Source organism: Paraneptunicella aestuarii (assembly GCF_019900845.1).
In the GTDB taxonomy this organism is placed as follows: Bacteria; Pseudomonadota; Gammaproteobacteria; order Enterobacterales; family Alteromonadaceae; genus Paraneptunicella; species Paraneptunicella aestuarii.
This window is the reverse complement of sequence record NZ_CP074570.1, coordinates 3,123,424-3,137,203: the sequence shown is the minus strand read 5'-3', so window position 1 is coordinate 3,137,203 and position 13,780 is coordinate 3,123,424. Positions and strand designations below refer to the sequence as shown.

Annotated in this window: 12 protein-coding genes; 6 read left to right on the top strand and 6 right to left on the bottom strand. The window is 44.1% G+C overall.

The features are described from left to right. The first annotated feature begins 50 nt into the window (after positions 1–50). Positions 51–1,007 (top strand): acyltransferase domain-containing protein, encoded by a 957-nt coding sequence (locus tag KIH87_RS12050; protein ID WP_232358114.1) that lies wholly within the window; start codon positions 51–53, stop codon positions 1,005–1,007. Between the two features lie 142 nt (positions 1,008–1,149). Further along, positions 1,150–1,908 (top strand): metallophosphoesterase family protein, encoded by a 759-nt coding sequence (locus KIH87_RS12045; protein WP_232358113.1) that lies wholly within the window; start codon positions 1,150–1,152, stop codon positions 1,906–1,908. A gap of 97 nt (positions 1,909–2,005) precedes the next feature. Here the strand turns inward: KIH87_RS12045 and KIH87_RS12040 are convergent, their stop codons facing one another. Then, positions 2,006–3,832: an ABCB family ABC transporter ATP-binding protein/permease gene (locus tag KIH87_RS12040; RefSeq protein ID WP_232358112.1), complete on the bottom strand. Its 1,827-nt coding sequence runs from the start codon at positions 3,830–3,832 to the stop codon at positions 2,006–2,008. 162 nt (positions 3,833–3,994) lie between these two features. On the opposite strand from KIH87_RS12040, the gene KIH87_RS12035 reads away from it, so the two are divergent. After that, positions 3,995–4,564 (top strand): HNH endonuclease, encoded by a 570-nt coding sequence (locus KIH87_RS12035; RefSeq protein WP_232358111.1) that lies wholly within the window; start codon positions 3,995–3,997, stop codon positions 4,562–4,564. Between the two features lie 14 nt (positions 4,565–4,578). Here KIH87_RS12035 and KIH87_RS12030 read toward each other — a convergent pair whose 3' ends face one another. The 5 genes from KIH87_RS12030 to KIH87_RS12010 form a co-directional block, all read right to left on the bottom strand. Continuing rightward, positions 4,579–6,201, bottom strand: coding sequence for a response regulator (locus tag KIH87_RS12030; protein WP_232358110.1), 1,623 nt, complete (start codon positions 6,199–6,201; stop codon positions 4,579–4,581). Positions 6,202–6,498: 297 nt separating this feature from the next. Next, positions 6,499–7,815, bottom strand: a complete 1,317-nt coding sequence (gene fahA, locus KIH87_RS12025; protein ID WP_232358109.1) for a fumarylacetoacetase — start codon at positions 7,813–7,815, stop codon at positions 6,499–6,501. 17 nt (positions 7,816–7,832) lie between these two features. After that, on the bottom strand, positions 7,833–9,137 hold the full coding sequence (gene hmgA / locus KIH87_RS12020; protein ID WP_232358108.1) for a homogentisate 1,2-dioxygenase: 1,305 nt from the start codon (positions 9,135–9,137) through the stop codon (positions 7,833–7,835). 44 nt (positions 9,138–9,181) lie between these two features. Further along, positions 9,182–9,394: a DUF2783 domain-containing protein gene (locus KIH87_RS12015; RefSeq protein WP_232358107.1), complete on the bottom strand. Its 213-nt coding sequence runs from the start codon at positions 9,392–9,394 to the stop codon at positions 9,182–9,184. Between the two features lie 7 nt (positions 9,395–9,401). Further along, entirely contained in the window at positions 9,402–11,099 is a 1,698-nt protein-coding gene (locus tag KIH87_RS12010; protein ID WP_232358106.1) for an FAD-dependent oxidoreductase, read from the bottom strand. A gap of 260 nt (positions 11,100–11,359) precedes the next feature. Between KIH87_RS12010 and KIH87_RS12005 the strand changes: the two genes are divergently transcribed. The 3 genes from KIH87_RS12005 (at position 11,360) to KIH87_RS11995 (ending at position 13,752) form a co-directional block, all read left to right on the top strand. After that, positions 11,360–12,322 (top strand): MBL fold metallo-hydrolase, encoded by a 963-nt coding sequence (locus tag KIH87_RS12005; protein WP_232358105.1) that lies wholly within the window; start codon positions 11,360–11,362, stop codon positions 12,320–12,322. Between the two features lie 101 nt (positions 12,323–12,423). Continuing rightward, positions 12,424–12,885: a MarR family winged helix-turn-helix transcriptional regulator gene (locus KIH87_RS12000; RefSeq protein WP_232358104.1), complete on the top strand. Its 462-nt coding sequence runs from the start codon at positions 12,424–12,426 to the stop codon at positions 12,883–12,885. Between the two features lie 366 nt (positions 12,886–13,251). Continuing rightward, entirely contained in the window at positions 13,252–13,752 is a 501-nt protein-coding gene (locus KIH87_RS11995; RefSeq protein WP_232358103.1) for a hypothetical protein, read from the top strand. The last annotated feature ends 28 nt before the right edge of the window (positions 13,753–13,780 follow it).

The window sequence follows — 13,780 nt, the reverse complement described above, 5'->3', positions numbered from 1 at the left end:
TATTGATAATTGTTGGATAGTTATACTAATAGCCTCGATGGATTTTTTACATGCAAAAACCAGTTGTCTTTATGTTTTCTGGCCAGGGTTCACAGTATTTTCATATGGGCAAAGAACTCTATGAAAATCACCCTCGCTTCCAATTGTGGATGGATCACTGCGATGAAATCGTAGAGCCAATGTTGGGTGAATCCCTGATGGATATTGTCTACAAGCAGGAAGACCGTACACAGGCTTTTGACAATATTTTGCATACCAACCCCGCTTTGCTATGTATCGAGTTCAGCTTGGCTCGTATGCTCATGGAGATGGGCTTACAACCGGATTATCTGTTGGGTTATAGCTTGGGTGAATTTACTGCAGCGGTAATATCTGGCGCGATTGAATTGGAAGATGCCTTACAGTTTTTGGTGGATTATGCACACTTGCTGCAAGCCGAGAGCCCTTATTCTGGCATGTTAGCGATTATTGAGTCGGAAGATCTTGTGAAACAAGAGCCGGAATTGTTTGTCAACACCTGGGTAACAGCACGTAATTTCAATAAGAATTTTGTTGTGAGTGGACTGGATGCGGATATTCGCCGGGTTAATCAAGCCATGTTGGATAGAAAGGTAATTTGTCAGCGTTTGCCTGTGAACTATGGTTTCCATACAGAAATTATGGATCCCCTAAAGGATAGATTTATGCAAATGGTGAAGGGGTTGTATCCGGGAAATGTCAATATTCCTACCTTTTCCTGTTTTACGAAAGGGCAAATTGACGAAGTGACACCTGAGTATTTGTGGGATTTAATCCGTTACCCCATAGAATTTTCTGAAACGGTCACAAACATGTTAGGTAGAGGTAATTTTACCTTTGTTGACGTTGGTCCAAGTGGTTCTTTGGCAACTTTTGTAAAATACTTGCTACCATTAAATTCTGATTCCACTCATGTGGAAGTGATAAACCAATTTGGTAAAAATTTAAATTCCATAGAAAAAATGCGGGATTACTTACAATTGACTTAAGGTTTTCCTTATATATAGTGTCGGTCTTGGTGACAAAAATCTTACGCAAATATCCGCTTGTAGGCAGGTTAAAACAGGCTACTGGCGTTGGGATTTTACCTCTGGTTAGTACGGATTAATTTAGATAAAAGCAAGCGGGATTATGAGAGTTTTTGTTGTATCTGATGTTCACATTGATTACAAAGAAAACCGGGAATGGTTACTTAACCTCTCCGCAGAAGAATATGTGGACGACGTTTTAATTCTGGCCGGGGATCTAACCGAAAATCTAGGTATGCTGCGTGAAAGTTTTCAATCGTTGCAGCAAAAATTCAAAAAGGTGTTATTTGTGCCTGGTAACCACGAGTTGTGGGTTGTTAGAGACAAAACTGAACACTCATTCCAGAAGTATTATGATATTTGTGAAGTCGCGGAAGAAACCGGTGTTTTAATGGAACCGTATCATGATGGGGGAGTGTCCATTGTTCCCTTGTTAGGCTGGTATGACTTTTCTTTTGCTGAACCTTCCAAGATGTTATTGGATACCTGGATGGATTTCCGCTTATGCCGTTGGCCCGACGAGCTGGGGCAAGAAGACATCACCCAGTTTTTCATTGAGCGGAATGAGCCTTATCTGGATGTTAAAAACGAGACGGTTATCAGCTTTTCGCACTTTCTTCCCCGTATCGATTTAATGCCCCCTTATATTCCACAGAACTACCGCTTTGTTTACCCTGCCTTGGGTAGCAATATGCTGGAAGAACAAGTGCGTAGACTGGATCCTGATATTCATGTGTATGGTCACAGCCATGTGAATCGTCACGTCACGATTGATGGTGTGAAATACATTAACAACGCTTTTGGATACCCCTCTGAACACAATATTTCCATGAAGGAATTATTGTGTGTGTATGAGGATTAGTGATAGCGCTGCTCAATCCTTTATTTTTTGAAATTTTCTTTCATTGGCACTTGGATGCGCATTTATGGAGCTTAATTCATAACTGTTAAGCTATCCATTACATGGGGGAATGGATGTCAGTCCCTTTTTCAATATCAATTTCACGAGAATGTTGCTGAGCTTGCCAAAGCTTGGCATATAGACCGTCTTTTTGCAGTAAGCTTTGATGATTGCCTTGCTCGGCGACGCGCCCTTTGTCCATCACGATAATATTATCAGCATCAATAATGGTGGAAAGCCTATGGGCAATCACCAGACTGGTATGGCCTTGAGCAATTTCTTTTAGAGCATGCAAAATGGCTTGTTCTGATTGGCTATCCAAAGATGAGGTGGCTTCATCAAATAACATAATAGGCGGACGTTTTAATATGGTTCTGGCGATGGCAACGCGTTGTTTTTCTCCGCCAGAAAGCTTCAAACCTCGCTCGCCGACTTTGGTTTCTGTGCCTTGTGGCAGTTTTTCAATAAACTGCTCCAAATGCGCCATACGTATTGCTTGCTGTACCTCTTCGTCGCTGGCGTCGGGGCGTCCATAGCGAATGTTTTCCAGCAAGGTATCGTTAAACAAAACGGTATCTTGCGGCACTATGCCGATAACTTTGCGTAATGAGCTTTGGCTGACCTTACGGATATCTTGCCCATCAATGGTAATTGCGCCGTCTGTTACGTCGTAGAAGCGGAATAATAGTTTAACCAGAGTCGATTTGCCTGCGCCGCTTTCGCCTACCACCGCGACCTTCTGACCGGGTTTGATATCGAAAGACACGTTTTGCAGGATAGGGCGGTCTTCATGATAGTGAAACGCGACATGTTCAAAGCGAATCGCGCCGTCTTTGATGGATAGTTCAGTTGCATTTTCAGCATCCTTGATCTGAGGTTCTTTCTTGAGCAGGTTGAACATGTTCTCGATATTGGCAAGTGAACTGCGGATCTCGCGATAAACAAATCCAAGGAAGTTAAGCGGCATGAAAATCTGCATAGTGATGGCGTTAATTAATACAAAATCACCAATGGTCATGTCGCCACTTTGTACGCCGTATCCGGCAAACGCCAACATGGCTGTCATTGCAGTGGCTATGATAAAGGCTTGCCCGCCATTTAATGCGAATAACGATAAGCGGTTTTTGCGTCGAGCGGTTTCCCAACTTTCCAGATCGACATCATAACGGTTAGCTTCATATTGCTCGTTATTGAAGTATTTAACGGTTTCATAGTTGAGCAAACTGTCTATAGCGCGGGAGTTTGACGATGAATCAGCCTGATTCATTTCCCTGACATAGCGTGTGCGCCAGTCCGTTGCTTTCATGGAGAACAATACATAGGCAACAACCGCTGACAATATGATGGTGGCGAATCCAAAGCCGTATTGGTAGAACAACACGCCAACCACTGCAACCACTTCAAACAGCGTAGGCACAATATTAAAAATCATAAAGCGCATTAAGAAACTGACGCCATTTGTACCGCGCTCCATATCACGAGACAAACCACCTGTTTGGCGGTTCAGGTGAAAATCCAAATCCAGGCTGTGAAGGTGTTCGAACACTTTTAAGCCGATTCTGCGCATAGCACGTTCGGTTACTCGTCCAAATAAGGTGTCGCGGATCTCACTTAACATGACGTTGGCAAAGCGCAAACCGCCGTAAGCGATGATCAAAGCGATAGGAACGATCACCAGTTGGGAAACGACATCTTTGGTATTTAGCCCATCGACAATGTGTTTGAGAATAAAGGGCAAGCCAATGGTCGCGATTTTGGCGGCTACCAGGCAGATAAGCGCCAGCATAATGCGGCTTTTAAATTCCAGTAAATAGGGATACAGGTCTTTTAAAACACGCCAGTTAATTTCGGTATCGGGATCAACAGGAAAACGATTATGTCGCATGAGAGATACGCCAGAGAATAAAGTGAATCATGAAAAACTGTGGTTATTGTACTGCAAAATAGTCAATTGTTATCAATTAGTTATTGGAGTCTAATTTCTGTTTCTGTTGGTTGTAAATGCTGTTCTGAATGTATGAATTAAATATGATGATCCGGAGGAAACATGGTTGCTGCTACAGAGTGTAAATATGAGGGCAATGTTATTGATATAGATAGTGCACTAATTTTAAGAAACCGAGCTGGTAAAAAGACGTTATCGTTCATTTGTAAGGAGTGTGGTGAACCTGTTAGGGCTCATAAAGCAGGTGGTCGTATGAAAGCTCATTTTGAACATTTAGAACGCAATCCATTTTGTTCGTTAAGTGATTCAACTAAAAGAAAGAAGCACCATGAAACTACTCAACCTATATACGAACTGGATGATCTAGCTGCTATTGAAGGGTATGAAATAGATTTAGATACCACGTTTTTATATCGGAATCGAAATATCGCTTTAGAGTGCAAAAAGAGAGATGATTTCACTTGCCAAGCTTGTGGGTTCAGGTTGAGTCATAATGGCAAATTTGTTATCGAATGCCACCACATATTCCCGGTAGCTGATTCAGGTGTGAGAGAAGTCAGTTTGAATGACTTGGTTTCTTTATGCCCAACTTGCCATCGCATTGCTCATACTCGGAAAATACCATTTAGTGTCGAGGAAATTAAATCAATTATTAATGGTAATAGCGTTTAAATGTTGGTGTTTTTTTAACCCAACGAATCCAAAAAGCCCCTGATTTTTTCATAGCGCAGTTGCTGCTCTTCGTTGAGTTGCCCTTCTTCAATGGTTTTAATGCAGCTGTTAATTACCTCTTTCGCGCCCTTAGGAAGCCCTTTTTCTCTGGCTCGCATTGCCATGGTTTGCAGTAAGTTAAGGGCAATAGACGGATTTTTGGGCATAACGGTAAAGGCTTGGCGGAAGGACTTAAGTGCGCTTTCCAAGTCTCCACGTTCATAAAATTCAACCGCATGGTTATTCAGATCTCTCGGCGAATCCTTGATATCAATGCGCTGTTGTTTTTCCTTCTTCACATATTTCAGGAATAACTGGCTTTGGTCATCACCGCTCATGCAACGTTTTTCGATCTCGTCCATGATGGCTTGTGATTGCGGATGTAATCCCAATTCATGAAAGGCTTTGGCTTTGTCGAGCAAGTCTTCCATGTCGGCATTTTCCCAGTTGTTATTGCTGAATTGCTCCATCATTTTCAGCGCATTTTCCTTGTCGTTTTGCAGATACATCAAGCGGGCATTGGCAACAGCCAGCTGCTCTTCTATTTCCTGCTTATTGCCTGACGCTTCAAATTGACGCAGAAAATCACTGGCTTGTTGTGCCAGTTTGAAAGATTCGTCTTCGTCGGTGGTTAATGCGTAATCAATGCCAGCGCGCGCCACATTCAGGTAAATTTCCGGTTTATCGTGAATGGAGTTTTTAGCGAACTTTACGATATTTTTTGCTTCTTCAAACTGGGTTTTATAGTCGTTATTGATGCGTGATAAATCTACGGCCTGTTTATGCCGGCGAATATTTCTTGGGGACACCTGAGTCGCCATTACCGTACTTTCCAACGCCGTTTCATAATCTTCTTTTTTGATTTGCAGCATGGTCAGCAGGTCGTAGGCGAGCAGCTGGGAATCTGGCTTAAAGGCGAGTCTCAGTATGCGTTTCTCCGCTTCTTCGTCTTCATCTAAAAGTAGCAGGGCTTTTACCAATCCCACTTGTGCCCAGGTGAAGTTCTGAACATTGAGAATGGCGGAATAGAAATCTTTCGCTTCCTGCGCTTTATTGCAGGCTAGAAACAGCTCGCCTTTGGTTTTCAAGGCAATAGGAAAATATTGGGAATTTTCAGGTGTTGTTAAAAATTGCTCAACTTCTTCCAATGCCCCGGGCATATCGCCTTTGTCCATTTTGCGATAGATTTTCTTTAATGCGCGCTTTCTTGCCATGAGCTTGGTCAGGCGTTTGTCCATCTCTGCTACGGTAAAGGGCTTGGCGAGAAAGTCGTCGGGTTGTAATTCAACGATGCTATGGATTAACTCGGCGCTGGTGTCTGCACTGATAAAGACAAAGGCTGTGCCGGGAGATATTTCCTGGTTGGCTTTGAGTTCGTCGTAGAGAAAGTAGCCGTCTAAATCTTTTTTCAGATCATAAGAGCAAATAATCAGATCGAAACGGGTTTGGCGAATTTTGACCAAGGCGTCTTGAGCCCGTTCTATGTAGATAATGTCTTCGAAGCCTAGTTCTTCCAATGAATACTTCATGTACCCTTTAGCCAGAGTTTGGTCATCTATTACGAGCACTTTTGACGTTGATGCTATCTGTTTGTCCATAGGTTACAAACCATTGTTTTGCTCAATGTCTGGGCTTACTGTTGATCGATTTTTTGACCTTATCTCTGACATTAGCAAAATTATCTTTGGGTCTCTTATTGTTATTCTTCTTAATCTTATAAACACTTATACCTAACAGGTTAAGTTTAAGCAAAGATTATGGGAATGGATTTGTTTTAATAGGTATGAATCCTGTATCGGCAGGCTTAAGCATTATGATTAGTATTTGAATGAGCTGATATTAAAAAAGCGGGTTATGTGAACATATACCCGCTTGAACAAGGGATGATAACTTAACTATTTTAGTGCGGGAAGCACTGTACCTACCACTTCACCAAAACCGATACGGGCAAAGCCATCTTTGGCACAATATCCACGCATAATGACGGCATCGCCATCTTCCAGGAACTTACGCTCTTCGCCATTTGGCAAACTGATAGCTTCTTTACCGCCACGAGTCAGTTCTAATAATGAACCGGCTTCTTCGTGTTCTGGGCCTGATTGAGTGCCAGAGCCCAGTAAGTCGCCCGGTTGCATGGCACAGCCGTTAACACTGTGGTGTGTCACCATTTGCGCCACTGTCCAATAAGAATGCTTAAAGCTGGACTTTGACAGCAATGCAGCATCATCGCCGGCATTACGCATTTTTTCGGTTTCCAGTAAGCATTCCAGTTGAACGTCAAAGCTGCCTTGTTCTGAGTTGAACGAAGAGCTGAGATATTCCATTGGCTGAGGATCTTCCGCTGGGCGACTAAACGCAACACGATACGGCGCTAGCGCTTCGGTAGTGACAATCCAGGGAGAAATTGTCGATGCGAAGTTTTTCGCCAGGAATGGCCCCAGTGGCTGATATTCCCAAGCTTGAATGTCTCGCGCAGACCAATCGTTAAACAGACACAATCCAAATACATGATCATCGGCGTCGGTGATCTTGATTGGGTGTCCCATCTCGTTACCCTTACCAATGAAAATACCCATTTCCAGTTCGTAGTCCAAACGCTTACAAGGGCCAAAAGACGGCTCGTCTGCGTCAGGCGCTTTGGTTTGACCTTGAGGACGATGGAAGCTTTGCCCGGAAATACCAATGGTAGAAGAGCGACCGTGATAACCGATCGGTACCCATTTGTAGTTAGGCAGCAAAGGGTTGTCTGGGCGGAACAAAGAACCGACCGCAGTGGCGTGATAGACTGAGGTGTAAAAATCGGTGTAGTCACCAATCGTACAAGGCATACCGTACTCTGCATCGGCTTGAGCCACCAGGCAGCTTTCCAGCGTGGCTTGCTGCTCTGAACCCGTGCGCAATGCTCTGGACAGAGCTAAACGCAATGCGCTGTTAGCTTTACTGCCCAAGCCCATTAATTTGTTCAGCGTGGTTTCTGACGCAGCCTGCAAGGCATCTTGCACTTCGCCAGAGAATAAGCCGGATTGGGCTACTTGAGCCAAATCCAGAATTTGGTCGCCAATAGCAACGCCGCCGCGTAGAGCTTCGTTGCTGCCTTTGCGCTTAAAAGTGGCGAAGGGAAGGTTTTGGATCGGGAAATCACAATTTTCAACATTGGCACTGCTCACCCAACTGGTGAGCGATGCGTCATGGGTTTCATTAATTAAACTCATTCAATATTTACCGTGGATTATGGGTTGCCATCGAAATATTTCTTCAGATTGCCCCAGCATTGCAAATAGTCTTTCTGACGAGCAGAGGTTTCCAGTGCAAATTTGGTTGGCGCAATCGGATAGCAGGATTCAAACATAAAGGCCAAGGTGTTTTCATAGCGTTGTGGTGCTAAATCAACATTGCTCGCCTTTTCAAATACATCGGCTTCTGGGCCGTGTGGCGTCATGCAATTATGCAAGCTCATGCCGCCGGGTACAAACCCTTTCTCTTTGGCATCGTACACACCTTCGATCAAGCCCATGAATTCACTCATGATGTTGCGGTGATACCAAGGTGGACGGAAAGTGTTTTCTGCCACCATCCAGCGAGGTGGGAAGATAACGAAGTCGCAGTTGGCTACGCCCGGAGTGTTGGTTTGTGAGGTTAATACGGTGAAAATAGACGGATCCGGATGATCAAAGCTAACGGTATTCATTACGTTAAAGCGTGACAGATCGTATTTGTATGGAGAACTGTTGCCAGTCCAGGCCACAACATCTAATGGGGAATGATCCATCTCAGCCTGGAATAATTCTCCAGCGAATTTGGTGGTCAGGCTGAATTGGCCATCGACATCTTCAAACCAGGCAACAGGGTATTGGAAGTCTCTGTCGTTAGCATAGCCGTTTGCACCGACCGGGCCACGTTCTGGTAAGTGGAAATCGCCGCCGTAGTTTTCGCAAATATAACCACGAACAGGGCCATTAGGCAGTTCAATTTTGAACTTGATACCACGAGGAATAACCATGATCTCACCGGGCTTCACATGCAAAATGCCCAGTTCGGTATAAGCCAGTAGTTCACCTTGCTGAGGAACGAACAGCATTTCGCCGTCGGCGTTGTTGAAGAACTTGTTTCCCATGCCTGTATTGGCGGTGTATACGTGAATACCGATACCTGCCAATGTACGGGCATCACCATTGGCTGCCACAGTAATCAAACCTTCAACAAAATCAGTCGGCTCTTCAGGAATCGGTAATGCGTCCCAACGCATCACGTTAGGCGGGCAAGGTGCTTCGGTAATGGGGCCTGTGCGGATCATGCCCTTATCGACTGGCACATAATCGCCCATAGCGATGGAAGGACGAATGCGATACATCCAGGTGCGGCGATTATTGGCGCGAGGCGCGGTAAAGGCCGTGCTACTAAACTGTTCTGCGTAGAGATTATACGGACATTTTTGCGGACTGAATTGTCCAACCGGGAGGGCGCCCGGTAACGCTTCGGTTTCATGTTCGTTACCAAAGCCTTGCATATAGGATACTTCAGGTAAGTTGCTCATAGTATTACCAAAATTTATTTAAATAGTTATCGTTAAGTATTATTTCATTTCGATTCGGTTGATGCCATATCACGGGCAATGTTGAGTGCTTCTTGTAGCACTGACATGTCGCCAATATGGTTGCTTAACAGCAAAACCAACCTTGCGTTTAAACGTTCACTTTCACTGTCATCCAAGTCCCTGTGAGCCTCGGTTAACGCGGCATAGAAAGCATCTGGATCAGTCATGTTAGGTTGTGTGTTTAATTTGCTTGCCATGGTCTTTTTACTCCTCAACAAAATGTCCTAAAGCTCTTTGTAAAGCTTCTTTTACTTTTTCTAGTGAAGGTGCTTTCCAGCGGGCGCAAACCACTTGATCCGGACGGATCAAATAAGCGCTGCCGGGTGACAGATCATAGCGTTGTGAAACCACATTTTTGCTGTCCTGAATCAGTATCATTTGGCTATTGTTAGCAAGTTCAGCCAGCGCGGGTGCTGTGGTTTGCGTTGCCATCACAATATTTACGGCAGGAGAGAGTTCTACAACTGATTGCAGCAAAGCTTTCAATGCGGCTTGTTCAGATTCCGGTACATCAATGTTGACCATGAAAGTAAAGTCAATGCCTAACTGGTTCAGAAGCCATGTATTGTTTCCATCAACATGAACGGGGGCGTCTTTGCACACAACACCAGATGCCATATCTGACTCAAAGGCATCGCAGCTTTCACTGTTTAAACAGGAATCAGGGTAACTGCATGGCACGGATAAGCGACCACTGTTGACCAGTTTGCGAGCGAAATCGAATTTCTTGGCTAATTCCAGCGTTTCATCGCGGAATACTTTGCTGATATGGCTCTTTGGTGTGATGAAGTCAGTCGCGCGAGTTGAGTTCAAAATGTTTTCGGCTGCACCGTGCTGACGTTCGTCATTGTAGGTGCTGATTAGCTTATAAGGTGCATTACCTTGCATCACGTAGCGAATTTTCCATACAAGGTTTTCAACCGATTGCACGCCGCCGTTAGCGCCACGAGCACCAAAGGGGGAAACCTGATGAGCTGCATCACCGATGAAAAACACACGATTATGAATGTAGTCGTCCATTTTGCGGCATTGGAAGGTATAAACGCTCGCCCAATCCAGCTCGAATTTTTTGTCTTTGCCCAGCATGGCTTGCAAACGAGGACGAATATTCTCTTCTTTTTTCTCTTCTTCCGGATCGGCATCCCAACCCAGCTGCAAATCGATACGCCAGATATTGTCAGCTTGACGATGCAACAATACGGATTGATTGGGATGGAAGGGAGGATCGAACCAGAACCAGCGTTCATTAGGGAAGTCTGATTCCATATGTACGTCGGCAATGAGGAATCGGTCTTGGAATACCTGACCTTTGCTTTCCAGCCCTAACTGGCTGCGAATAGGGCTATTAGCACCGTCGGCAACCAAGAGATAATCGCAGGTTAGTTGATATTTGCCATCCTGGGTTTCCACATCAATGGTGGTTAAATCAGGTTGAGAATCCACATGTGTGACTTTGTGTAGCCAGCGTAAATCAATTTCAGGGAAATCTTTGCAGCGATCCACCATGTATTCTTCAACATAGTATTGCTGCAAATTAATAAACGCCGGGTATTTGTGGTCTTCTTCTGGCAATAAATCGAATTTATAAACCAGATCATCTTTAAAGAAGACTTTGCCCTGTTTCCAGGTGATGCCTTTATCGACCATGCGATCCGCACAACCGTAGCGATCGAAAATTTCTAATGTGCGTTTGGCGAAACAAATAGCTCTGGAGCCAACACTCACTGTGTTGTTGTCATCCAAAATCACACAGGGTATGCCATGTGTTGCGAAGTCCATTGCGGCTGAGAGTCCGCAAGGGCCAGCACCAATAATAATGACAGGGTGGTGTGTGGCGCTTTGTTTATCCTGGTCTGGACTGCGTTGATATTCATAAACCGGATTAACATAAGGGTGATACATAAGCGTTAACCTGTGTTGTTGCTATTACCATTGAATAAATCTTAGTCGCTGATCGCGCATGTTTAAAAAATAAATATCACATAAATAGTTTCACTTGCAACTAATTGTTTCTGGTCTGATTAGTGGTGGAAATAAATTATTCGCATTATTTAGGCTTGATTCATCAGTTTTATAATGTGTAATTGGTTGTTGATAATCTCTCTTGAGAGTATATTATGTGCTATCCTTGGTAAGAAGTTAGACAATAGGAACCTATTTTTATGGCTAAGAAACCCTTTGCATCGTCAGCCGATCTTGGCGAAAAGAAAGAAACGCTGGAAATACTCGGTGAGGGCGTTTATGCCTTGACTGCGGAAGGCGATCCCAATATCGGCGCCATTGAAGGTGAAGATTTCGTTGTAGCGTTTGAAGCGCGTGCTACGCCGAAAGCCGCCAGTGATTGGTTAGAGATTTTGCGTCAACATACAGATAAGCCAATCAAATATCTGGTGTTGTCTCATTACCACGCTGTGCGCGTGTTAGGGGCATCGGCCTTTAATGCGGAATCTATCATTGCCCATGAGCAAACTCGTGTTTTGATTGACGAGCGTGGCGAACAGGATTGGGCCAGCGAATATGGTCGTATGCCGCGTTTGTTCCGTGAACCTGATGGTATTCCTGGGCTGACACATCCGGATATCGTATTTAACGATCAATTGGTGATCCCGCTAGGTGGCGATCGTGGCGATTTGGTACTGGAATATTGTGGTCGTGGTCATACGGCTGGTGATATCTGTGCCTGGGTTCCCAAACAAAAAGTATTGTTTGCCGGTGATTTGGTTGAAGCCGCTGCGGCACTTTACACAGGTGATGCATTCCACTTTGACTGGTCGCAAGGCACGCTGGATAAGGTTAAAGCTTACCAAGCTGAAGTGCTGGTGGGCGGACGTGGCGCGGTTGCTCGTGGACGTGATGCCGTTGACGCAGCAATTGAACAAACCCGTGGCTTTCTGCAAGGCATGATCGACAAAGTCGGTGAGGTGCATCGTCGTGGTGGTACGTTGAAAGAAGCGTTTGAAGCAACTCACGAACATTTGGCTCCCAAGTTTGGTATGTGGCCTATTTTTGAACATTGCTTACCGTTCGACGTTCAGCGTTTGTGGGATGAAATGGATGGTATTGACTGGCCGCGCATCTGGACGGCAGAACGTGATCAGGAAGTGTGGGATAAGCTTCAAGATTAATTTCTTTTCTAAAAAATCAGGGCTCTCCTATATAGTGGGAGCCTCTTTTTCTTGTTAATCCCATTGGGATTGTTATCCGTCTATCGCTTTAGGAGTTAGCCTTGGCTGATAAACACGCCTTAGTGCTCAATAATTTCATCGCTTACCGTATGGCAAATTTTGCCAAAATGGTCAGTGATTCCTGTGCTCATATCTATGAAGACGAGTTTGGTTTAACCATCCCGGAGTGGCGTATTTTAGCGCGGTTGGCAGAAAATGAGCGTATGAATGCCAAGGATATTGGCGAAATTACCTTTATGGACAAGTCCAAGGTGTCTCGTGCGGTAAAGCAGATGGATGACAAGGGATTGCTGCAAAAAGAAAAAGACCCAAATGATAACCGTGCTTATTACCTATCTTTGTCTGAGCAGGGACAAAACCTCTATCATCAAATCGTTCCTAAAGCCCGTGAATGGGAAGATTCTCTTATTAACACGCTGACAGCTGCTGAATATCGCGATTTTGTTAACGTGGTAGAAAAACTGGAAAAGCGCTTGGAAGTAATGGAAAAAGAAGGTTGCTAACCTGTTTTTAACTTTTTATTTCTATTTGTTTAGGGTTCTATTTGTTTTGGATTCTATCCAGAATTCTTTACATTCAGGTTGAGAAAAAAGCCGTATTTATTTGGTGTTTTGCCGGATTGTGACTATTTTTACCTGTGTAGTTTTATATCCCTCGGTGAATAGGGCATGTTTGTCTTTTTCTGGTCGAATGATTGTGTTCCGTCTTAATTATGACCAAAGATAAGCACGGCCTGATTCTTTTAAGTGACGACGAATTTAACTCTTAACCAGTTTTAATGGTCGCAGTACGAAATGGATGTAGTGCAAGACATCGCAGTTCATGTCTAATCATTTCTGATCGTTGAAGCACTTGAATAAAGGAGCTTAATGATGGCTAAAATCTCTGAAATGACAGATGAAGAATTCAAAAAAATGTTGAGTGAGTATTACGCGCCTATTGAGCAGCGTAATAAGCTAACACCTCATCAAATCCTGGAGCTAGCTGAAAGGCTAAACAAGAAAGTCGATATTCCTTTTATTGATGAAACCGGGGAGCAAAAGCTGTTGGTTAAGGTGATTACCAAGGTTGATAACTTCTTATACAACAACTTGCCAAATGAGTTTTATAACTTCGCGCGTAGCCTGGATCACGGCATTAATGATGAAGAGGCGAAGAAGATCATTTCCAGTTTGGCGAAGATTGCTAATCAGAAAATTGATATTCCGTGGATCCCGGAAGCGGCAGAATATGTGGCGTTTCGATTTGTTATTGGTGTAGTAGTGAATGCGGTTCGTAAGAATTGGGATTATGAAAAAGCGCGCGACATGATGACTGAGATGAATATCCCTGAGTCACATAATGACAATGTTGAGGCGTTGGTGATTTAACCGCTGATAGGCTGATATTAATTCCGTA